The 23,637-nt window shown below is 39.2% G+C and carries 20 protein-coding genes; 2 read left to right on the plus strand and 18 right to left on the minus strand.

The window, feature by feature from the left end; all coding sequences use genetic code 11:
* Window positions 1–2 precede the first annotated feature (2 nt).
* From AB3G38_RS03990 to AB3G38_RS04025, 8 genes are all read right to left on the minus strand, one after another.
* Window positions 3–1,583, minus strand: a complete 1,581-nt coding sequence (locus tag AB3G38_RS03990; RefSeq protein WP_367867203.1) for a RagB/SusD family nutrient uptake outer membrane protein — start codon at window positions 1,581–1,583, stop codon at window positions 3–5.
* A gap of 16 nt (window positions 1,584–1,599) precedes the next feature.
* Entirely contained in the window at window positions 1,600–4,803 is a 3,204-nt protein-coding gene (locus AB3G38_RS03995) for a SusC/RagA family TonB-linked outer membrane protein (protein ID WP_367867204.1), read from the minus strand.
* Window positions 4,804–4,939: 136 nt separating this feature from the next.
* Window positions 4,940–5,692, minus strand: coding sequence for an SDR family NAD(P)-dependent oxidoreductase (locus tag AB3G38_RS04000; protein WP_367867205.1), 753 nt, complete (start codon window positions 5,690–5,692; stop codon window positions 4,940–4,942).
* A 9-nt stretch (window positions 5,693–5,701) separates the two neighbouring features.
* Window positions 5,702–6,988, minus strand: a complete 1,287-nt coding sequence (locus AB3G38_RS04005) for an MFS transporter (RefSeq protein ID WP_367867206.1) — start codon at window positions 6,986–6,988, stop codon at window positions 5,702–5,704.
* Between the two features lie 72 nt (window positions 6,989–7,060).
* Window positions 7,061–7,942 (minus strand): alpha/beta hydrolase fold domain-containing protein, encoded by an 882-nt coding sequence (locus tag AB3G38_RS04010; protein WP_367867207.1) that lies wholly within the window; start codon window positions 7,940–7,942, stop codon window positions 7,061–7,063.
* 16 nt (window positions 7,943–7,958) lie between these two features.
* Window positions 7,959–8,294: a cupin domain-containing protein gene (locus AB3G38_RS04015; RefSeq protein ID WP_367867208.1), complete on the minus strand. Its 336-nt coding sequence runs from the start codon at window positions 8,292–8,294 to the stop codon at window positions 7,959–7,961.
* A gap of 5 nt (window positions 8,295–8,299) precedes the next feature.
* Window positions 8,300–10,438, minus strand: a complete 2,139-nt coding sequence (locus tag AB3G38_RS04020; protein WP_367867209.1) for a heparinase II/III family protein — start codon at window positions 10,436–10,438, stop codon at window positions 8,300–8,302.
* A gap of 51 nt (window positions 10,439–10,489) precedes the next feature.
* Window positions 10,490–11,230 (minus strand): FadR/GntR family transcriptional regulator, encoded by a 741-nt coding sequence (locus AB3G38_RS04025; protein WP_367867210.1) that lies wholly within the window; start codon window positions 11,228–11,230, stop codon window positions 10,490–10,492.
* A 199-nt stretch (window positions 11,231–11,429) separates the two neighbouring features.
* Between AB3G38_RS04025 and AB3G38_RS04030 the strand changes: the two genes are divergently transcribed.
* Complete coding sequence (locus tag AB3G38_RS04030; RefSeq protein WP_367867211.1) at window positions 11,430–11,849, plus strand: hypothetical protein; 420 nt, start codon at window positions 11,430–11,432, stop codon at window positions 11,847–11,849.
* A gap of 92 nt (window positions 11,850–11,941) precedes the next feature.
* Window positions 11,942–12,649, plus strand: coding sequence for a hypothetical protein (locus tag AB3G38_RS04035; protein ID WP_367867212.1), 708 nt, complete (start codon window positions 11,942–11,944; stop codon window positions 12,647–12,649).
* A 63-nt stretch (window positions 12,650–12,712) separates the two neighbouring features.
* On the opposite strand, the gene AB3G38_RS04040 is transcribed toward AB3G38_RS04035, so the two are convergent.
* From AB3G38_RS04040 to AB3G38_RS04085, 10 genes are all read right to left on the minus strand, one after another.
* Window positions 12,713–15,142, minus strand: a complete 2,430-nt coding sequence (locus AB3G38_RS04040) for a TonB-dependent receptor (RefSeq protein WP_367867213.1) — start codon at window positions 15,140–15,142, stop codon at window positions 12,713–12,715.
* 98 nt (window positions 15,143–15,240) lie between these two features.
* On the minus strand, window positions 15,241–16,644 hold the full coding sequence (locus tag AB3G38_RS04045) for a serine hydrolase (RefSeq protein ID WP_367867214.1): 1,404 nt from the start codon (window positions 16,642–16,644) through the stop codon (window positions 15,241–15,243).
* An 80-nt stretch (window positions 16,645–16,724) separates the two neighbouring features.
* Window positions 16,725–17,420: a lycopene cyclase domain-containing protein gene (locus tag AB3G38_RS04050; RefSeq protein WP_367867215.1), complete on the minus strand. Its 696-nt coding sequence runs from the start codon at window positions 17,418–17,420 to the stop codon at window positions 16,725–16,727.
* Window positions 17,417–17,887: a sterol desaturase family protein gene (locus AB3G38_RS04055; protein WP_367867216.1), complete on the minus strand. Its 471-nt coding sequence runs from the start codon at window positions 17,885–17,887 to the stop codon at window positions 17,417–17,419. Before AB3G38_RS04055 ends, AB3G38_RS04050 begins: the two co-directional genes overlap by 4 nt.
* On the minus strand, window positions 17,884–18,411 hold the full coding sequence (gene idi, locus AB3G38_RS04060) for an isopentenyl-diphosphate Delta-isomerase (protein WP_367867217.1): 528 nt from the start codon (window positions 18,409–18,411) through the stop codon (window positions 17,884–17,886). The genes AB3G38_RS04055 and idi overlap by 4 nt, the downstream gene beginning before the upstream one ends.
* Window positions 18,408–18,902 (minus strand): hypothetical protein, encoded by a 495-nt coding sequence (locus AB3G38_RS04065; RefSeq protein ID WP_367867218.1) that lies wholly within the window; start codon window positions 18,900–18,902, stop codon window positions 18,408–18,410. Before AB3G38_RS04065 ends, idi begins: the two co-directional genes overlap by 4 nt.
* A complete protein-coding gene (locus tag AB3G38_RS04070; RefSeq protein ID WP_367867219.1) occupies window positions 18,899–19,735 on the minus strand; it encodes a phytoene/squalene synthase family protein in 837 nt (278 codons plus the stop codon). The genes AB3G38_RS04065 and AB3G38_RS04070 overlap by 4 nt, the downstream gene beginning before the upstream one ends.
* The gene (locus AB3G38_RS04075; protein WP_367867220.1) at window positions 19,732–21,237 is read right to left on the minus strand and encodes a phytoene desaturase family protein; all 1,506 of its coding nucleotides are present in this window, start codon (window positions 21,235–21,237) and stop codon (window positions 19,732–19,734) included. Before AB3G38_RS04075 ends, AB3G38_RS04070 begins: the two co-directional genes overlap by 4 nt.
* The gene (locus AB3G38_RS04080) at window positions 21,227–22,126 is read right to left on the minus strand and encodes a MerR family transcriptional regulator (protein ID WP_367867221.1); all 900 of its coding nucleotides are present in this window, start codon (window positions 22,124–22,126) and stop codon (window positions 21,227–21,229) included. Before AB3G38_RS04080 ends, AB3G38_RS04075 begins: the two co-directional genes overlap by 11 nt.
* 146 nt (window positions 22,127–22,272) lie before the next feature.
* Window positions 22,273–23,631, minus strand: coding sequence for a Gfo/Idh/MocA family protein (locus AB3G38_RS04085; RefSeq protein WP_367867222.1), 1,359 nt, complete (start codon window positions 23,629–23,631; stop codon window positions 22,273–22,275).
* Between the last annotated feature and the right edge of the window lie 6 nt (window positions 23,632–23,637).

The raw sequence follows: 23,637 nt of genomic DNA on the forward strand, positions 1-23,637 counted from the left end.
CATTAATAACCAGGATTTTGAGTGATTTTGAGCTGATCGTTTGCATCAAGCTCGCGTTGCGGGATCGGTAGCAATAATTTTTCAGGTGTCAGGTTAGCTTGTAGTTCAGCTAGTGTAAAGGCCGGTCTGTAATTTTTATAATGTGAATTAAACTCAAGTGCAAAGTGATTTTTAATTACTGTGAGGGCCTGATCAATCCTTACTAAATCAAAGAAACGCTGGTTCTCAAAAGCAAATTCTAATCTTCTTTCATTTAATAAAGCGGCCAGAAATTGCGCCTCATTAGTAATTGCATTTGGATTTGAGGGATCGGCAGGGTATTTATAAAAACCAGTTTTAAAGTCTCCGGCACTATAAGGTGTTGCACCAGCTCTTGCCCTGACCTGGTTAATTAATTCCATGCTTGTATTCCCAAAACCTAAAGCTTCGGCTTTCATCAATAATACATCTGCATACCTGAGTACAGGGAAATCGTTTTCCGCATCAAACTTCACCAAAACAGGTGAGATGAATTTCTTCACATAAAGCTTGGATGAATATTTAGCCATAGTCACTGCTTTACGGCTGTCGGCCGCTCCTGAAACAGGAGTTTTATACGCTAAATCCAACTCATTGGTCGGGAAATTATACCCGCTTCCATCACCATTTACCACAGCACTGCCACTTGAAGTAGGGGCGAAATTATTAGCCATCAGGTTACCCAGTCCCAAACCTCCAGCTTTAAATCTGACTGCGAACAAGATTTCCTTGTTCATCTCATTGTTGATAGAGAATATATCTGCAAAAGAAGGCAACAGGCCATAGCCACTATTATTGATTACTTCTTCCAATAGTGGCAAAGCTTCAGCACCACGATGTAATGTCAAATATACTTTGGCTAATAAAGCTCTGGCCGCCCATGTATTCGCTCTGCCCGCATCAGTACTGGCAGAAGGTGTGAAGGCAGTTTGTGGCAATAAGGTTTTTGCTGCTATAAGATCCGCTTCAATCATTTGATAACATTCCGCAAGCGGAACTCTGCTGACCTTTTTGGATTGCTCCGGATCTACCGGATCAGTAACCAGAAATACACCTCCATACAACCTGACCAGGTTGAAATAATGGTAAGCGCGTAAAAACAAAGCCTCACCTGCCAGCTGATTTCTTTGCTCCGGTGTCATTTTTGCCGTTCCTTCGCCCAGGGTAGTTTTTCCGGAGGTATAAACAACCCCAAGACTTCTCAGGACATAATTAATTGACCTGATGTTTTTATAAGTCACCAGCCAGTATTGATAAACCTTATCGTGAGAAGAATTCAGCGTAAACATATCCAGATCGTTGAATTCAAAATTGATGGCTGCCGAACTGTTTGCTACCCCTTGTTTAGAATTGTCAGTCCGTAAATCGGTCAGCATCCATTCAAATTCCAGGGGTTTTTGCATCCCATTATAACTGCCTGTTAAAGCTGTTTTAGTTTGATCATATGTTTTATAAAAACTATCAACCCCAACATTGGAAATAGGATCAATATCAATAACTTTTTTGCAGGATACTATGCTTAAACACAGCACTAAACCTGCGGTTATATAGCGGAGATTTCTCATCGTATGTCTTTTTAAATTAAAAATTAACATCTATGCCAAAAGTGAAAGTGCGTGAAATTGGAAATGCCCCACGCTGATAACCATCTACCAAAGGAGAAGAATATTGCGAGGAAGTCGTTCTGGCTTCCGGGTTGATACCCCGGTAAGAACTTCCGGTCAGATAAAATAAATTATCAGCAGAGCTATAGACTCTGACACTGCTTACACCCAGTTTTTTAATAATTTTAGCAGGGATCGTATAACCCAGAATCACATTCCTTAAAGCCGCATAAGAACCACTTTCAATCACGTAATCTGTGAGCAGCCAGTTTTCACCATTGGTATAATAAGGGGTTTTTCCATCACCAGGATGCGCAGCACTAATCCATCTGTTCTGATTGAATTTCTCATTATATCTTCTGGATTCATTGTAATTGGCATCTCCATTGATGATTTTTCCACCTTGTACACCCTGAATCATGATATTCAGATCAAAGCCTTTGTACTTAAATGAATTGTTGATTCCCCAGGTAAAGTCAGGGAAAGGACTTCCAATAGTCGTCCGGTCATTCACATCAATTTTACCATCTCCATTCACATCTGCAAATTTTAAACCTCCAGGTGCGTAATATTTAGACAGGGTAGAGGTTTGTCCGCCGGCTTTGGCTGCATCAATTTGAGCCTGTGAAGTCCAGATGCCATCAGTTTTATAACCAAAGAACTGAATAGCAGGTTGTCCGACAATAGCTGCATAAATTTCATTGCGCTCTCCGTAATTATATTGAAATGGTTCTCCGCCAAGCTCCAGTAAACGATTTCTGTTGGCTGAAAAGTTAAGTGAAGTAGACCATTGAAAATGGTCAGTTTTGATATTTACCGAATTGAATTCAACTTCAAGACCCTGGTTTTTAACCTTACCTGAGTTATCAAAGTATTCAAAAGAGCCGCTGAAAGACTGAGTGGATCTTTTGTAAAGTAATTTATCTGTATTGGAATTATAATACTCAATGGTCAGCCCAAAACGGTCTTGCATAAAGCCAAGGTCTAATCCCGTATTAAATTCAAAAGTACGTTCCCAGGTGATATTAGGGTTGGCCAGTACATCTGAATTTGGTGATAACCCAAGATTCACCGAACCAGTACCACTTCCAAAAGCGTAATTACCAGGATATAACAGGTTCTGAAAAGCAAAGCTCTGGATCTTATTATTTCCGGTAGCACCATAACTCGCCCGGAGTTTCATATTGCTGATCCAGGAAACATTCTTCATGAAATCTTCTTTTCCGATTCCCCAGCCCGCTGAAATCGCAGGAAAAGTACCTTGCTTTTTTCCCTCTGCAAAATAAGAGCTACCATCCATCCTGAAACTTGCGGCCAGCAAGTATTTGTTTTTATAGTCGTAGGTTAAACGGCCAAGGTAAGAAACCAGGCCAATCTGGTCTTTAAGTGTATTGGTCAAAGCCTGGTCAATCTGACCAGCCTGATTTAAGGTTTCAAAATTCTCTGCAGGAAAATTTCTTCCTACCATATTGGTTTCTTTGATCTTGGTTTGCTGGGTTGTAAAACCCAATAAAGCTGTAAAACTGTGGTTACCTCTGGTTACATTATAATTCAGCGTATTTTCCAGTAACAAATCCATATAACTTTTCGTATAAAGCGTAGCTTCATTCACGTCCCCATCTTTTCTGGCATTTGATCTGGTCAGTGTTGTATTTTCCTGCTGTGAATAATACCCTCCTATAGAACTTTTAAAGATCAGGTTGGGCAGAAACTTAATGCTGATATCACCACCACCGAGCATCCGGTAAGTCTGTTGATCACGTGTTTCTCTGGCTGCAATGGAAAGCGGTGTGTTGTTACTTGTAGCAAAAGGCTCTACCGGGCCGGTACTTGTCCAGTTACTGCCATCAGGCATTGTTCCGGAATATTGCAGCCCATTGAAATGCCGGGCTTGCACAAAATCACCGGGAAGGACACTGGCCCAGGTCGCATTCTGATGGACATACGCTGCGGTAAAATCGCTATGATAAACTGGCAGAAAAGAACCGAAACGGAAATAATCTGTGAAATTTACGGAAGGTCTTTGTGTTTTTACATAAGAAGGATTGAAGTTGATACTGAAACTCACTTTTTTACTCAATGTACCATCCAGTTTAGTCTTCAGGTTAAACTTACTGTTGTCACTATACTTTAATACAGCTTCATCTTTTTGTCCGCTCGCCGATACATAATATCTCAGGTCTTTTTTACCGCCAGAAATGCTCAGCTGAATATTGGAAATGGCTGCATTTTGTAAAGCCTCCTGCTGCCAGTCGGTAGGGCCGCCACTAATTTCATTCTCAATGATATAAGCTGCTCTTTCCGGATCAGTGATCAGATTTTTCATATTAGCTGGAACTGTGGGATCGTCAGCACGCAATGCAGCCTCTGTATAAAGCATCTTAGTATAATCTGTAATGCTCATGATCGGGTTGAGTTTATATGGCTTTTTAAAACCATAATAACTCTTCAGGGCGTATCTTGGCTTATCAGAATTTCCGCTTTTTGTCGTAATTAAGATCACTCCATTAGCAGCCCGTGATCCGTAAATTGCACCAGATGCCGCATCTTTCAGCACTTCAATACTTTCCACATCCTGAGGATCAACGAATGACAATCCATCAGGTACAGGATAACCATCTACCACAACCAAAGGCTGGGAACCTGCACTAATTGAACTAAATCCGCGTACCCTTACAGTAGGGGCAGCACCCGCTTCAGAACTGACATTTTGTATCGTTACACCTGCAATTTTTCCAATCAGTGAATTGTCTAAACGGGCAGTTGGAATTTCATCAAGGTTATCATTTTTCAACTTACTGACTGCCCCGGTAACGGAAGATTTCTTTTGTGTGCCGTAACCGATTACAACCACTTCGTTCATCGTATTGGGAATTTCCTTTAAGGTGATCGTGATTGTTTCTGCTTGTTTGATTGCAAAGACTTGCGGTTCATAACCCATGTAATTGATCAATAACAACTTGCCGGGTTCAGCTTTGATCTTAAACTCTCCTTTACTATCAGTGACGACACCTTGTTTCGTGTCTTTCAGAATAACCGAGGCGCCTGGCAGAGCTTCCCCTTTTTGATCCTTCACAGTACCCTGAATAGATACTTTTGTCTGAGAATACGCCGGTTTTAAGTATAAAAAACACGACAATATCATGACTAGTAAACTGTTAAAGTAAACTTTTGAATTCATAATAATTTATATTTGGTTAGAGGTTGTACCTGCTTCGTAAAATCTCCTTTACCGCAGGAAACAGCTTGTTTTGCTCAGGTCAGCTGCCAGTTTTTTTTTAATGCAGGAGGCCAGACCCTCCTGCAAGAACGCTGAATCAGGAGAAATTCAAGCCACCGTTAATGTCAATATTGGTACCCGTCAGATAACTGGATTGATCAGAAGCTAAATAAACGACCAGATCAGCTACTTCTGTAGCCTTTCCTTCTCTTTTCAACAGGGTTGAGCTGGCTACATTAGTCCGCACTTCGGGCTTAGTGAAAGTATCGTGAAAAGCAGTAGCGATCATTCCGGGTAAAACTGCATTTACTCTTATATTTTTCGGGCCCAGCTCTTTAGCCAGGGCGCGTGTATAAGTCATCACTCCACCTTTAGCTGTGGCATAAGCACTTGCACCCGGACCGCCGCCGTCTCTGCCAGCTAAGGAAGAAAGGTTAATGATAGATGCGCCAGAGCCCATAAAAGGGATAGTTGCTTTACTAACAAGGTATACACTTTTTAAATTTAAGTCCATCACTGCATCCCAAAAATCCTCTTCCAGTTCGGGGGTTGGTTTTCTGGCGACCATTCCGCCAGCCACATTGACCAGGATATGGATTTCTTCTCCGAAAGCTGCTCTGGCCTGTTCAATTAAAGCAGCAACTTCGGCAGATTTGGTCACATCACCTTTGACAATAATTCCTTCTCCGCCTTCTGATTGAATCAGTTTTAACGTTTCTTCGGCATTCGCCAGATTATCTAAATAATTGATGACTACTTTCGCACCTTCACGGGCAAGCTGGCAGGAAACCGCTCTGCCAATGTCTCTTGAACCACCGGTAACTACGGCTACTTTGTTTTTTAATCTCATATAATTTGTTTAGGAATGAATGCTTCTTTTTGAGGTAATATATTTGATGCAGATCCAGGTAATCGGTACCAGTACTGCTGCCAGTACGAAAAAGGAGACATAACTTGTTTTGGTCATTACAGGAACTAACCAGGTGGTTAAAAGTGTGCCCACTACAGCTGCTGTACCGCCCATTCCTGCTACTGTTCCCACGTTTTTACCATTGAAATAATCACTTGGTAAAGTTTGCAGGTTTCCAATCAGGAACTGGAAACCAAACAGTGTTAAACCGATCAGTACCATTGCTAAACCCGGTTCTGCTTTCAGGTCATCCAATTTACAGACAATAGCGACTAAAGACAGCAGCATGAAAACACAACCTACAGCTACTGAATTTTTTCTTGCTTTTACTGCATTTATACCTTTTTTTACCTGCCAGGAAGAATGATATCCTCCAAGTAAACTGCCGATAGCAGCAAATAAATAGGGGAGCCAGGTAAAAGCACCAATTTGTTTGATATCAAAAAGGAACTGTTCCTTTAAAAAGGTAGGCAGCCAGGTTACAAATAACCACCATACAGGGTCAATAAAGAACCTGGCCATGATAATGCCCCATGTATTTCTAAACTTTAACAATTCTCTCCAGCTCAATACCGGAGTTTCATCGACCTGAGTTTGCGCTTCAGTATCCACGTCCAGAATGTAGTTTCTTTCCTTTTCCGTGAGCCATGGATGTTTATCCGGGGTCGCTTTATTGATAATTAACCATGGAATTACCCAGATCAATCCTAATCCTGCAATGAATACAAAAGTCATTTTCCAGCCAAATACGATATATAGAAAAGCAATAGCAGGAGCCGATATGACTGAACCTAAAGACGCACCTGCACCAAAAATCCCCTGTGCTATAGCTCTCTCTTTGACCGGAAACCATTCTGCATTACTTTTTGTGGCACCAGGCCAGTTCCCCGCTTCTGAAAAGCCCAGCATAAAGCGAAAGATATTGAACGACAATAAGGATTTAGCGAATGAATGCAAAGCTATGGAAACACTCCACCCAATAATGGAGATGGTCATGCCCAGTCTTGTACCCACCGCATCCATCAATTTCCCGGTAAATGTCTGCCCTAATGCGTATGCAATCATGAAGAATGTCGTAATCAGGGCCAGTGCATTTTTATTGTCTGCCGCCGCAATACCGAATTCTTTGTAAATATAAGGCCACATAATATTGATGGCACTTCTGTCGATGTAATTGATCACTGTTGCCAGTGAAATCAATGCGATAATGTACCACCTTAGTCCTTTTATCTTCATGAGGTTATATTTGGTTTTTTATTAATTAATTCTGATAAATGGCAGGTTGGATTACCAGATGGACTGGTTGTATTATAGGCCCAGACCTTTCAGAAACTCCATAATCTTTGCATTGACCATCGAGTTATCTGCTGGCTGGAACTTACCATGCAAGCCACCTTTTACAGTAATGAATTCATTTTTAACACCCAGTTCATCGAGCCTGTTTTTTAAAGCAACAGACTGTTCATAAGGCACAATCGGATCGGCATCCCCATGCACGATGAATACCGGCGGACTTGTCTTTTTGACCTGGAATAGTGGAGAAACAGATTTTGCAAATTCCTGATCCAATGCTTTAGCCCCTAACCAGCTAGTCGCAGATTTACTGGTTTTTAATTTTCCGTAACCCCAATCCCAGACATCGGTAATTCCATATTTATCAATGATCGCTGCTACCTTGATATTTTCCGTGCCTTTACAATTCCCATCAAACAAATGATCATTTTCCAGCAGGCCACCCATCAGTGCAAGATGACCACCAGCGGAAGCGCCCATAATGACGATTTTATTCACGTCAATATGTAGCTGCTGCGCATGGCTGATTAAATAAATCAGGGCACACCTGGTATCTTCTACTGCTGCCGGAGCGGTCGCTTTAGCAGTGAGCCGGTATTCAAGATTAGCCACTGCATATCCCTTTTTAAAAAAGGCAGTAAAACCACTTTGAGATTCCTTCGTCCCTTTGTTCCAGCCACCACCATGAATGTTGATGAGCAGTGGGGCAGGTGATCGCTGTGCAGACGGGAGGTATAAATCTAATTTCCCATCCCAGTCATCCACCCGGGTATAAATCACATTCAGCTGTTCACTGAATCCAACCGGGTAATTCACTTTTTTAACCTGTATAGTGTCTTGTGCCACTGCAAGATGAGTTGTCCATAGCAGCCCGGCAATCAGTATAATTCTTTTCATGCACTACCTGTTAAGCCTATAAAAAATCTTCACGGTGCGGAGAGAATACATCTATTAATACGCCCGCTTCCAAACAAACACAGCCATGCATTTCGTGCGGAGGTGCATAAAATCCGTCCCCTTTTTTAAGGATCTTTTTCTCCGCGCCAATACTCATTTCAAAGACTCCGCTATCTACATAAGTCACCTGCGAATGGTGATGCTGATGTAATTGCCCGATTGCTTCTGCTTCAAATTTTGCTTTAACCAGCATGAGCTGATCATTATAACCAAATACCTGTCTTTTAACTCCGTTTCCGAGATCCTGCCAAGGCGTTTCTTCTTCTATTTGAAATAAATTGCTTTGTAACATATTGATTAGTTTATTTTTATAAGGTTTTCTTTGTTTTTAAAGTTGATCTGGTACTGATATAGCTTTCCTTTCACTTTAAAGGAAACTGAAATCTGTTCTGGCCCGGCAGTTATGATTTTCAACTCACTTACATTACCTGACGCGCCATAAGTAGTTTCGTCCACTGTATTTGTGCTGCCATGTGTTTCTGTTACTGTAAAAAACGTTTGTGTTTTACTGCCTTTTGAAGAAAACATAAAAGCTTTGCTCTCCAATAAATTCTGATCCGGATCATTAGCACCAAGCGTCAGCAATTTCAGGTTTACAGGTGACTGTGTGGCAAAATTAATCGTATAGAAACGTTTATTGTTCAATAACGTCAGGTAGCCTGTCTGTTTAGGGACGGTCTGCTCTGCATTTAACCAGATATGCTGATAACCGTATTGCGTGCCCAAAGCTTTAAGCTGATCCGTAAAAGACTTCAGCTGTACTGAAGAATCCGTCAGGTGCCCTTTATACCAGAAAGGGAGGTCATATTGATGGACTTTATCGGCATCGACTCTGAACACATCAATCATCAAAGATTTTTGAAGTGCTTCTACTTTTAATAAAGCAGTAGTTCTGGTCATCTTTACACCTGGATACGCATTGTTTTCTGCCGCACTGATTACCTTTAGTTTCCCATCGTCTTTGAAATAAAGGATTTCAGCCGCTGTTTGCTGTGCACGATCCGCATTTCCTTTAAAATTTGAGGTTTCATCCACTGTCAGCGTATTATGTGCAACAGTTTGTTTAGCCCACGACTTATTCTCAGGCAGGTAATCACCACCTTTTTTAGATTCTATGTTGATGAAACGCGCAGAACCATAGTCAGGAAATACTTCCACATTGTTATCATCATACAATAAGTTAAGCCTGTCAAAATGCCCGTGACCCATTCCCTGCGAAGTGGCTTTAATTAATACAGCCTGCTGATCCTCATTTGTTCCGGCTCTTAAGATCCCAATGCCACCGTCTTTACCAGTTGCACCGTCTGTAATTAACATCGTCTTGTAAACAAATGGTTTAGTTTTTCCCGCGGCTACATCAGCGGCAATTTTTAACCCGGCATCAGAAATAATCACCTGATCCTGTTTATTAACTATATCCAGCAGTTCTGGTTGCGGCTTAATATCTGCATAAGCAATATCAACTCCGTAAACCAGTTCGGCAGATTCATATGTTTTTCCCTTTACTGCATCATTAAATGGGAAAAATGTACCATCTGTATAAGTCAATTGTAATGAAGTTTCAATGGCCTTAGCCAGTAGTTGGTTGCGGTATTGAAAGATTTTTAGTGCCGGCTGATAATTATTAATCGTTTTTGCAAATATCAAAAAAGGAAGGAGTGCATAACGTTGATAATAAGGTCCCTCAGTGTAATAACCCTCGGGAGAAAACAACTGGTCGATCTGCGCAAGATAACCTGCCTTACCATCCTTAGCTGTTCCTTTCAACGCCATGGCTACATATTCAGGTTTGTTGATCACATAACCAGTCATCCCTGTGGCAGCTACAGCCCAGGTAGCATGATTATGGATTTTATTAAAAGTTTCTGCACAATCTTCAGTGAAGAATTTAACTGCAGGTATAAATAAACCTGTTTCTATTTGCTGACGTTTTGCTGGTGCAATCGCCTCATAAACCAGGTCATAACCTTGTATGGTATAAACCTGCCATACAAAATCATTCAGACTCTGCCAGAAGATCCTGCCACCTTGATGACCTTCTTTCCTTTTAGGATGAAGCGGCCATTTCTGGTACTCTGAAGCATATTTTAACAATAACGCTTCTACATAGGCTGCATATTTTTTATCTCCGGACAGCTGGTAAGCAATCCCGCAATTCAGGATATTGAGATAATTCTTTTTATGTTGCTCGTGGGTAGCGCCTCCGCCTGCATCTTTAGGGACAGGCACATTAACGGGCTCTTGAATAGCTTTGTCTGCAGCTGATTTTATCTTCTTGTACGATTTGCCAAGCAGGGGATAGGTTGAAATTCCTTTCCTTAATGCAGTTATATTAGCTTTAGTCAGCATGATAGAAGGATGCTGCTGTGCATGAACAGAGAGTCCAAAAATCAGGCAAATCAATCCCATTACCAACTTTTTCAAGTAGTTCATCATATCATTATAAATAATAAATTTTAAGGCTTATGCCATTTTCTGAGTGTAGTTTTAAACATTGTCCTGTATGATTTTTTGTGCGGCAAACCCAGCTTTGCTTAACTGGAACATGTCATTCAAATGTGCTGCTACTGCATTTTCTGCGGCATCGATATCCTGATCTTCAATTGCTTTTAAGATTTTTCTATGTTCTTCAATCGCCAGTTTACCTCTGTTATCTCCACAGATTTTATTCTCTACAATACTTTTAATCAGATCGGGTATCAAAATCAGGATCATAGATTCAATGACTGAGTTTTTAGAGGCCTTTGCAATCCGGATATGGAAAATCATGTCTTCTTCTACTGCATTCTGATTGGCATTAACTTTCGCTTCATAATCCAGTAAGGCTTCTTTTAAGCTTTCCAGATCTTTTTCCGTTCTTCTTTCAGCAGCTAGTTTAACCGCATCCAGCTCCAGGTAATATCTGGCTTCAAGCAATGCATTAAAATCTTCTTTATTGAATTTGATGATATCGGTGATAATACTATCCAGTACTTTAATACTGAGGCCAGCCACATAAGTTCCGCTTTGTGGATTTGTTTTTAACAATCCATAGAACTCCAGTTTCAGAATAGCTTCGCGTACATAACTACGGCCTACACCAAACTTTTCAGCAAGTATTCTTTCGGCAGGTAAACGGTCACCTGGTTGCAGTTGTCCAGAGGTAATCAGCTGTTTAAGCTGTCCGATTATTTTATCTACAGGAGTTTCAAGTTCGATAGACCTGATGGTTTCTATAAATGATTTCATAAGGAAATATTTGGTTTACCAATTATTGGTTCACCAAATCTATAAAATATAATCAGTAATCAAAAATTATTTGAATTATGTGGTAACCTATTGATAAAAAGACTGATAAAGCAAAAAATAGAGTTTGAGACAGTAAGCAGGATGGGGGTATTGACAAATATTGCGTTTAACTGATATAGTCTAAACACACAAATGATTCATGACCTTTTTAATTTTTAACAAACACAGTCTTAAAATCACTGCGTTTCTCATTTCGCTTATCTTTATAGGTTCCTGTAAAAAAGAAACGGTAAGACAGCCGGTTTATGCACAAAAAGAAGTAACGATCGAATACAAAATAAGTCCTTATAAAAATGTGATCACAGGTGGTGATATTATTTATACGGATGAAAATGGGGTAGTTACTGTTGCAGATAAAAGAACGCTGCCTTTCTCCAGGAAGTTTAAAAGAAATATCAAAAGATCAGCTATTCTATCCTTAGGGATTATTGCGGAATATGCCGGCTCAGTGAAGATGGAAATTCTCGTCGATGATCAGGTGGTTTCTACATTAATTTCCAACAGTATGCTGAGCAAGAAAGAAATGATAAGATATACGATTACCTTACCACAGGAATAGAAATAAAATATAAGAAATCCTTTCTATATAAAACCAGATCACCGTAATTATTTAAAAAGTTGACTGGCACTATATTTGTTTAAGCGCAAGATATGTTTATAATCTACGATATTAAGGAAAAAACTCTCAATTCCAGGACAGTTTTAACAGAAATTGATCCATTAACAAGGAGTAAAAGTAATGTTCAGCTGGATGTATATCAGCAATACATGTCAATTTTCGGCCCTTTCGGTCCGATAAGTATGCAACAGGTCAGAGCAATTGATCTTGAACGCAATGTTGAAATTCCGAAAAAGGAATGGTCGGAAGAATTAAAATCAGAAGCTCAGAATTTAAAAGCGGATACCCCATTTGCATGGCAGCTTTTCCGGAATATTTATATTATTGCGGGTGTTTTTATCGCCATGTCTGTGATTGCACCAATCGTAAATAAGAACAGGGCAGAAAAAGCTGCCGCTACGAGCGAAGCCACGGCTGCTTCTCTTGCTGCTGTTGCCCCGGGCGATGTACTTCGAGTATTCCTGATGCCTTCACAGCAGATGACAGGACCACAGGTTACTTTAATGAAAGTAATTAGAATTGATGGAGATACTTTAGTTGTGAAAGGACATAAAGAAGTTAAAAAAGGATTTAATGCGGAGGATGCATCTGCGCTCGATCATAATGAAGCTGCCTTCAATGCGGAAGAAAAGAAATACAACTTTAGAAATTTCAAGAGCAACAAATTGATTTCAGAATTTCCTGAAAGCTCACACAAAAATATCGGAACAGTATTAGACGCCGTAAAGCCGAATACCTAATTCATAAAAAAGGTTTGCCATTTTTTAAGAGGGCAAACCTTTTTATATTGCTGAAGTCTTTAATTATTTTCCACCAAGCCTCTTTTGTTCGTCATCAAGACCAGTTGACCTGTTTCTTGCAGATTTTACAGTCATCTTTCCAAAGCGGTATGTGAAAGTTAACCTTACACTTGTAGTAGTTCCATATTGTTCCAGGTTGTATACATTTCCTGGTAATGTGCTGAATATTCTTGCTTTTTGTGAATGAAAGATATCACTTACCCCTAATTTCAGATTCCCTGTTTTATTTGGAAAGCTATAACGTAATCCTGCATCTGCATTGTACATACTTTTAATTTTAAAAGCACCTTCAATTTGCGGTGTACTAAACATTAATCCTGCATCTGCACTGAAAAGCTTGCTCAATGTGAAGTTGTTTTGTGCATAGAAATTACCACTGAATTGCTTAGAATTCAAATCAGCTCCGTTTAAGTCAGGTGCTTTAATCTGTTTAAAATATCCCAGCACATTATTATTCATATCCCACCATTTAGTAACCTGTACCGGGAAATTCAGCGTTAAAGAAACTACATTTTCTGAAGCAAGGTTTAAAATCGTCTGATATATTGATTTTTTAACTTCATTTTGTAACAATACCTGTGTAATTACATCTTTAGTGCGACTATAATTTAAAGCAAGACTATATTTCTGTTTGAACAGATAGCTGGCTTCCAGATTATTGGAATACTCAGGTTTTAGATTGGGATTACCCTGATTATAAGTGTACTGATCCAGGAAAAATATAAAAGGATTCAGATTCTGATAATTTGGTCTGTTTATTTTCCTGGAGTAAGAGAAATTTAAAGAGTTATCTGTATTTATGTTCTGACTTACTGACAGAGAGGGAAACAAATCTGTATATTTTCTATGGGTTAATTGGTTAGTAGTAATCGAGTTTCCCGTAGAATTGGTATTTTCAGCACGTAATCCTCCAGAAAAAGATGTTTTTCCAAGCGTCACATATAAAGTTGCATAAGCCGCACTAACCTTCTCGTCATATAAGAACCGGTTACTTTTTGTATCATCAAAAGTCCAGCTTCCTTTCACGTCATTTTCATAAATATAATTGTTGTCGCTCTTTACACCCGCAATTTTAGCACCGGCTTCCAGTTTGAACATTTTATTTATAGGCAGGGTATAATCTGCCTTAATAGCTTTAATGTCAATATTTGAAGGCGCAAAATTTCTATAAATCTGTCCATCCTTAAAGAAGCTGCCATTTGGCAGGTAAAAACGATTCGTATAGTTTTCATTGTTAGTCCCATCAAAGGTGGAATAATCCGCATCTACAGTTATTTCCTGTCCTGCTGTATCCAATACTCCTTTATAGTTGATATTATAAGAGAAGTTCTTGCGGTTAGATGAATTATAACTTGGTGTTGTTAAAATTGAATCTGTTGCAGCAAATGATTTGCCGATATTCACAGCACTTAAACTCTGCTGGTTATGGTCACTGATATTTCCTTTAACCAAAAATCCAATTGCATGTTTTGTCGATAAAAAGAAGTCGGTTCCGATTTTGAAATTTTGTGAAGAGTAAACAGAAGTATCTTTGTTTCGCTGACTAAAAGACAAAGGATTTGTACCGGGAGTTATACGGTCAATTTTAAGCGTCTGAAGAGATTTATTTCTGTTATAACCATAAGAGCCAAAAACATTAAAGCTCTTTTTACGGTAATTCAAGTTTAAAGAGCCATTGGGAAGCAGGTATTTGTTGAATCCGGTACCTAACGCTAAACTTCCATTAAAACCTTCTGTCTGACTTTTCTTTGTTTTGATATTGATAATTCCTCCTGTGCTGTTGGCATCGTATCTGGAACCTGGATTATTAATAATTTCGATACTCTCTATCTGATTGCTTTGCATTGATTTCAGCAAGTTTACAACTTCGGTTGAACTCAGATAAGTTTGTTTACCGTCAATAGTAACTAGTACATTGCTTTTTCCGGAAAGAGAAATGTTCTCATTGTAATCTACATTCACTCCCGGAGCTTTTTTCAAAACTTCGAGCGCTGTTAGACCAGCCGCTGATGGTGTAGCATCTACGTTAAAAATTAGTTTGTCTGCTTTACGTTCTAAAACCGGTTTAGCAGCTGTAATGCTGACTTCGTCCAGGTTTTTTGAATTCTCCTTTAGCGTAATCACCGGGATTTGCAAAGCTGCAGGGCCGCTTAATTGAAAAAGAGCAGTTTTAACTTTGTTATAACCTATGGAAGAGGACACAATATAATATTGACTGGGAGCGGCTGTAAAATTAAATTTTCCATTCTGGTCAGTCATGGCAGTGGTAACCAGGGACGAATCTTTTGCTGTGTACAATAAAACTGTTGCAGCTGGCAGTGTTTGTTTTCCGTCCATTACTGTACCGTTGATCTTCACAGTTTGCTGGGCATGTAAGGTATTAGGGAAGCCGTAAAATAAAAATAGGAATGTGGTTAGTAAAAGTGGTTTCATGGTTGTTATTATTTGTAAATAAGATACCAGCAGGGAGAATAAGTTACATCGGAACGAAATAATTTATGATTTAAAAGGATTTTGCAATTCTAACCAGCTTAAAGCCGGGAGCTTAGTTGTGCAATAATCTTTTTTGCATCTCCATTGCCGGGATTTAAGGCGATTGACTTTTTATAATTCAATAAAGCCTTTTCTTTATCTCCTTGTTTATAATAAGCTTCTCCTAAACTGTCAAATACATTACCTGATTCTGGGAAGAGCTGTGTATTATGTTCAAAGACCAGGATGGCATCGGTGAATTTGTTTTGACGTAAAAAGTTATAACCGATCTCATTCAGAGTGGCTTCAGCATCAAAACTATATTCATCATTATGTGTTTTCTTCATTTTTTCATAGAATGCGATGACTTCCTGACCGTTCATTTTTTCTATTTGTGTGCCAAAGCCACTTAATACAGTTTTTTTGATCTGATTATAAGGTTTACCATCCAGAATTGCCTGAATAGCGACATTAAAGTTGTATAAGTTATTCTGCTGATTATTAGTCATCAGGATTACGGTTCTGCCTTTGGGTACAGCACTCACGAGTAAAGCCTGATAGTTTCTTGCAGTACCGTCGTGTTTGTGCGCAATTATCTGGTTACCATCCATCATACCACCACCCAAACCAGCTTGTTGATCGGGTCCGGCAGCTTCCAGAATTTGTTTAGTGGAGGCCGGGTTGATCAGTTTAAAGTTGATCAGTGCATTACTCCATTTATAGAAGTCATCTAAAGTAACTGCAACCCAGCCATTGATCGGGTAGGTGAGCTCATCTTCTGTATGCGTATTGTTATAGGCTCTGGCTACAAATTTATCTGAAGCCAGAGGATCTACAATAGCGGCTTTCATTCCGCAAGGTTTTAATAAGTACTTTTCTGTAAAGGCTGTAAATGATAAACCGGTAATCTTTTCGATGATCCTGCGTTGCAGAAATACATTGTTGTTGTTATAAGCGTACTGGCTGCCGGGCTCAAAGTCAAGTTTTGCTATTTTTTTCAGGTCTTCCATATTATCAGCATTACTTTTAACCAGTTTCCATTTTACATCCGGAACACCACTTGTGTATTGCAATAAATTGATAATACGGATTTTTGAAGCCCATGTAGGCAGTTCAGGCAGGTATTTCGAAACCGGATCTTCCAGTTTTAATTTTCCCTGTTCTTTTAAGATCATAATGCCAACAGCATTAAATTCTTTAGCGATAGAGCCAATATGAAAACGATATTGTTCGGTTAGCTTAATTTTGCCAGACGCACCGGCGAAACCAACTGCATCTTTATAGATGATTTTATTGTTTTCTGCAATCAGGATATTACCGTTAAAAAGGCCGAGGCGATTTGCTTTGTGAACCAGGGAATCTAATTGTGCGGATTTACTGGTTTGAGCGTTGGCTTTCTGGTTCGGTACCATCAGAGTGCTGATGGTAATTAAGCTGATTACAGATTTTTTGAAGACGATCATGTTTGGGAGTTTGATGATAAGACTCCCGGGTAGCTAAATTGTTGCAGTTGTACCTTAACAAAATATAGCTGCAATATAGACTATTTTGATAAAGAGCGGCGGCCAAGCAGATGCTTATAGCATAATAAGTTCACTAATATGAGGGCCATTCCATAAAATACGTCTTCTACAGGGATGGTTAATATTCTGAAACCAATAATCTGGTTGTTATCATACCAAACTATAGGTGCATCCAGGCAAGTTCCGGTTAATAAACCGTTGACGATTAAAAAAGGGAATAACAGTACGGTGTAAATGATATAAAACTTTGGAAGCCAGCCGATCTTTAAAACATATCTGCTACAGAAGAGCACGACAGCCAATAACAAAAAAGTAGCCGCCGGATAAATATGTCCCCGGTATAAAATAGACATCAGGATACAAATCAGAATAAGTACAGGTGTCAGGATTTTTTCAACGCCGAGCGGGATTGGTTTTTTAATGAACAGATCCAGACAATGAAAGGTAAATACACAGGCATAAGGAATACAAAAGAAGAATAGAATTTCTTCTAAAGGCATGTTACCTACTTTTAAACCAACCAGATAATCAGGATTAAATCCCCAGACACCAAGACTGGTAAAATACACATCCCAGAGTAAGAAGATGATTCCTGTTAACAGTACTGCAGGAAAAAAAGCCTTCCAGGTTTTATAAAAGTTTAGTTTTGGATGGAAAGAATAAATGAAAGGAACACTAATTGTGAAAAAATCAATCAGGAGATACGTATATTTCATGCTCCAGTTTTTTTATTCTCAAAGAAGTACTTAAACGGAACCCATAACATCCCAAAACACTCTCCATGTTCCTTATTGATGTGTTTATGGTGCATCTTGTGTGCTCTTCTGATGGCTTTAAAATACCAGTGATCAGAATTCCTGAATATTTTAAATCGCTGATGAATGAAAATGTCATGGATAAAAAAATATGCTGCACCATACAACGTAATCCCTATACCTATATACAAGGCAACTGTATTCCCATAAAAAGAGCCTAATCCCAGGCAAATGATACCTGGAATAGCAAAAATCAAAAAGAAAAAATCATTTCTTTCCAAAAAGCCTTCATGATCTTTGTGGTGATGATCACGGTGTAAAGTCCAGAAAAATCCATGCATGATATATTTGTGCGTAAACCACGCGACTCCTTCCATACCGATAAAGGTTGCCGCTACAATCAGGGTATTAATTATCCAGTTACTCATAAGTTGAACAGTTGATTATAATTACTTTTAACACGTTCGAAGCAAATTTTTAACCATATCGTATATTGCTCCGGATTTATTTTTAACTGAATTTCCAGCGCTTCCAAAGTTATATATTTGAAAGCAGCTACCTCATCAGGATTGGGTACTGGTATGCTATCACTGATACCAAAATAGACATGATCAAACTCATTTTCAGAAAGACCATCTTTTAAATCAGCATAATAGATAAAACTAAATCCAAATTCAAGCGTACAATCCATGCCCATTTCTTCTTGCAGTCTTCTATTTGCTCCGGCCTTTGTGTCTTCACCAGGATAAGGGTGACTACAGCACGTATTACTCCACTGGCCGCCCGAATGATATTTATCTAATGCCCGTTGCTGTAACAGGAATTCGCCTTTCTGGTTGAAAATAAATACCGAAAATGCGCGATGAAGTTTTCCACGCTGATGCGCTTCCATTTTCTCCATCAAGCCTGTCATCTGATCGAGCTGGTCTACAAGTATTACTTGATCTTTCATTTTTTAATGTCGTTACGTTCCTTTTCAGTTATATGTTTGGAGGCAAACAAATAGTTAATTACCAGCTGTTTTAATGGCTGGTCATGTATCTGATCAAGATTCTTAATTAATATTTTTTTGTCCGCTGTAATCTGGTCATTGTAACCAAGAAAAGAGGGGAGGTTAGACTGAATTGTAAATCTTAAAAATCTGATTTCCAAATTTTCAGGATCAAGGGCAACTGCGCTTTCAATGAATTCTTTACCTTTTTTAAATCTTCTGTATTTTGAAATCGGGCTGATCGTATATTTAGCCTGCATCATTTCGGCAACCCCTTTATAGCAGATTAAAAGTTCACTGGATTGATCATCCACATTGGAAAGCAGGTCCTGAAGTTTACTTGCTGCTGCTTTATCAGTTGCCGACTGATAATATAAAACACGCAACTGTTTGATTTCCGGAGACGGTAGTGTTCCATAGATAAACAGGATAAAAAGGGCCAAAATTTTCATATCGCATTCATTTTATAACGAATGATAGAATCACACATCAGCCCAATTTTATGACTGTTAGAAATCCGGATTCTTTTGGACATTACTTTTTCGGCCGTTGCATTTTTAATCTTATTAAATAGTTCTTTATAATAGATGTAGGCAAGATAAACGCCATTTTTGGAAGAAGCGGGTAATTGTTTAATCCCTGCCAGCGCCTGCTTAAATTCCTGTTCTATTTCCTTTTCTATAATTTGCTTTTCGTGATTGGAGAATACGGAAAGGTCAATGTTTGGGAAGTAAGTACGGCTCAGGTTAAAATAATCTGCATTGATATCTCTGAGGAAGTTGACTTTCTGAAATGCTGATCCTAATTTCATAGCTGAATCTTTTAGCAGTTCATATTGGATTTTATTGCCTTCTGTAAAAACGTTAAGGCACATCAGGCCAACCACTTCTGCTGAACCTAAGATATACTGATCATACAACTCAGGAGTGTATTGTTTTTTATCAAGATCCATCTCCATGCTCTTTAAGAACAGTTCAATCAGTTCTTTGTCAATGGCATAGTCATTAACTACCTGCTGAAAAGAGTTTAATATCGGATTCAGGCTTATTTTATGTTCAATAGCTTCATAGCAGTCCTGTCTGAATTTTGCAAGCAGAAAGGGTTTGTCAAAGTCATGGAAACTATCTACAATTTCGTCGGCAAGGCGTACAAATCCGTAAATTGAATAAATAGGATTACGCAATTTCCTGCCTAAGAAATAGATACCTAATGAAAAACTGGTACTGTAACGTTTGGTTGTGATCTTGCTGCATTCTACAGACAACCGGTCAAATATCTCTTTCATAGGTTTTTATTAAAGTATTTTATCAGTTGACTGGCAGCCACATGGCCTGAAATAATGGATGGAGGAACTCCTGGTCCTGGTACAGTAAGCTGGCCTGCATAAAACAGGTTTTCAACCTTTTTGTTTTTTAATGAAGGTTTCAGGTTAGCAGTTTGCATTAATGTGTTCGCTAAACCGTAAGCGTTACCTTTGTAAGAGTTATAATCCAGTTTAAAGTCTGCTACACAATAACTGCTCTTATAATCGAGGTATTTACGGATTTCAACGCCGGTATAAGTTTCCAGACGTGTCATAATCAGCTCAAAATATTGTTCCCTTAGTGCTTCTGTATCTTCCATATTTGTTGCCAGAGGCATTAATACAAATAGGTTTTCATGTCCATCTGGTGCTACAGCAGGGTCTGTTCTTGATGGGCAGCAGACATAAAATAAGGGTTTAGAAGGCCATTGTGGCTCTTTGTAAATTTCAATAGCATGTTGTTTCAAGTCTTCATCAAAGAATAAGGTGTGATGACCTAAACGTTCTGTTTTCTTGGTTACACCCAAATAGAAAATGAGACAGGACGGCGCCAGAACACGTTTATCCCAGTATTTCTCCTGGTAATTTCTATAGTTTTCGCCAAGTAGTTTTTCCTCTACGTGATGGTAATCGGCAGCAGCAATATATCCGTCATAGACTTTTGTCTGTTTGGAAGAGCTCAGGCTCTTAATTTGTTTTCCCTCAATTTTTAAAGCAGAAACGGGTTCATCTAAGTGGAATTTTACACCATTCTTTTCAGCAACTGTTTTCATGGCCTCAATCACTTTTCCAAATCCACCTTTAGGATACCATGTGCCTAGTTTTAAACCTGCATAATTCATCAAACTGTATAACGCAGGCGTATCTTCGGGTGTTGCACCAAGAAACAAGACTGGGAATTCCATTAGTGCAATAAGTTTCGGGTGCTTAAAATATTTTTTAACATGGCTGCTGAAAGAGGTGAATACTTGTAGCTTAAAAACCCCTTTCAGTAGATCCATATCCGCAAATTCCAATAAAGACAGGCCTGGTTTATAAACTAATTTTTCAATTCCGGTTTTATATTTATAAGCTGCCTCATCCAGAAATTGCTGAAGCTTTACCGCACTTCCTGGTTCAATGGCTTCAAAAGTTTCACAGAGTGCGTTAAAATCTGCTGGAATATCAAGGACATCGTTTTGCCCGTATACAACTGAAAAACCGGGATCAAGAAGCTCCAGTTCATAAAAATCTTTGGCTTGATAACCAAAATCGTTAAAGAATTTCTCAAAGACATCTGGCATCCAGTACCAGCTTGGCCCCATGTCAAAAACATAACCGTTTTCAGTTTCCATTTGTCTTGCCCGGCCACCTACAGTACTGTTTTTTTCATATACATCCACTTTATAACCATTTTTGGCAAGGTAAGCTGCCGCACTGATGCCAGCAAATCCGGCACCTATCACTGCTATTTTGGGTAAGGACTGTGCTGTTTTAGTTGGCATTTAAGGTGTTTTTGATAGTTTGTTCAAATTCATTAATAGATTGAAACCAATTTATATTTTTGCCGAGTTTCAGTTCACTGATCAATTTTCCGCTACCTGCAAGATGAATTCTGTTTTTGGGATAAGTTGTACTTAACTCGCTGAGATAATCATTTGCTGTTTCTAATGGCTGGCTGCGCACCATAAACAATAACATATGTTTGATTTGCTTGTTTTGCATCGCATCTTTTACAGCGTCCAGCGGAACTCTGCTACCAAGATAGATTACTTTTTGCCCCGCTTGTTTAAGGATATAATTAGCAAACAAGAGTCCAATATCGTGACCTTCGGCTTCTGGTAAAAAAAGCAGCCAGGATGATTTTACCTCATTCACCACAGGCAGATCATTAATAGCAGCATAGAGCTTTTGTCTGATCAGATTGGATAAAAAATGTTCTTGCGAAGGGCAGATATCATCTTTCCTCCACATTAGCCCTGATCTTACTAAAAGCGGATAAATTACCTGCTTATAAGAGGTGATCATCCCGTGATCAAGGATACATTTATTGATGAGCTGATCAAATCCGGCCTCATCATAAGCTAAGCCGTATTTTAAAAGCTGAGAGGTGTAGTATTCAAAATGTGCATCGTTTGAGACCGTCTGCTCTATTTCCTTGTTCAGGAAGTCATTCATCTCTTTTTCTGAGAGGGCACAGACTTGTGATATTTTCAAACCGGTCTGACTAATGCTTACAATATTCAGTAGCCTTCTCAGGTGATCATCGTTGTACATGCGTGTATTTCCTGCTGAACGCATCGGCTCCAGCGCATTATACCTACGTTCCCAGATTCTGATTGTATGGACTTGTACGCCTGATAATTGTTCAAGATCAGAAATAGAGTAGTTCATTAGGTTTGTCTAGATTTACTTTGCTGAATCTAGACAAACATAGTGAACTTTCATGTTATTCTTGGTGAATAAGTGATTATTTGTAATAAAATAGGTTCAAAGTCAGTAGGGGGTTTCCGTTTCTGGATATCTTTTTCTTATGATAATTAGTATTTAAAAATCTTGCCATCCACCATAACTTCCTGTGTTGCTTCATCAAACACGGCCTTTTTTCCTGTTCTAACGGCTGCATTGGTCATAATATTGGCTATAGAATGGTAATAGCCCACTTCTACAGGAGCATGAGTCTGTTTACGTGACCTGATACATTCCATCCAGTTCCGCATATGGGCAGAAGTTAATTTGTCACCTCCCGTATTTGCAGAAGCAGCTACTTTTTCTGTCAGATTAGTTAGTTTCAGGTCAGGCAACAGGTTCGGTTGCATATGCATTGCACTTGCAGCATCAGCTTTAAGCCCACCTTTAGCAGAAACCATATTTGTATTCAGATTCAGTTCACCACCATTAGCGTAATAAATTTCCGCTGGGTTTTCATCGCCATTATGCATGCGGGAGGTAAAGACTACCTGAAATCCATTCTCCGGATTATTCTCCTGACCATAATCAAATACTGCTGTAGTGGTGTCCCAGTTCCGTCGTCCATCTTTCCATTGATATATTCCTCCATTGGCCACAACACTACGCGGATGTTTCAATCCAGTAAACCAGTGTACCGTGTCAATTTGATGCGACATCCATTGTCCGGGCATTCCCGAAGAATAAGGCCAGAATAAGCGGTATTCCAGATATTTACGCGGATCCCATTCTTCAAATGGCCGGTTGATTAAAAAGCGTTTCCAATCCGTATCTTCTTGTTTTAATTTAGCCACTAATTCCGGCCTGCGCCAGCGTCCGGGTTGATTTACATTCCAGCTTAGTTCTACCATTGTAATATCGCCGAACTTGCCGGATTTGATAAACTGTTCGGCTGCTATATAATTAGCACCACTGCGTCTTTGTGAACCGATCTGAAGAATTTGCCGCGATGCTTTTACAGCTTTTAAAGCTGCACGGGCATCAGACATGGTTTCTGCAAAAGGCTTTTCACAGTAAACATCACATTTAGCATTGATAGCTTCTATCGCATGTACAGCATGTTGAAAATCGGCCGTACTCACAATAACAGCGTCCAGATCTTTTAGCTGATAAAGTTCATCGTTGTTGCGACAAGCTGTAATATCATGTCCTAGTTTGGCTTTTAAAAAGTTTTCACCCAATCCTCTCCGATAGTTCCAGAGATCTGATACTGCGACAATATCAAAATTCAGTTCCTTATAATGGTTGAGAAAGCTGGGAAAAAGTGAAGTGGCAAACCGATCTGAAAAACCGACTATACCAACTCTGACACGATCATTCGCACCTATAATATTTCCATAACTTTTAGCTGATAGCCCCATTGTACCCATATAGGTTCCGGCGGCAGCAATTGCTGTTTGTTTGATGAATTTTCTTCTTGATGATAACATAGCTGG

The sequence above is a fragment of the Pedobacter sp. WC2423 genome, from assembly GCF_040822065.1.
Lineage (GTDB): Bacteria > Bacteroidota > Bacteroidia > Sphingobacteriales > Sphingobacteriaceae > Pedobacter.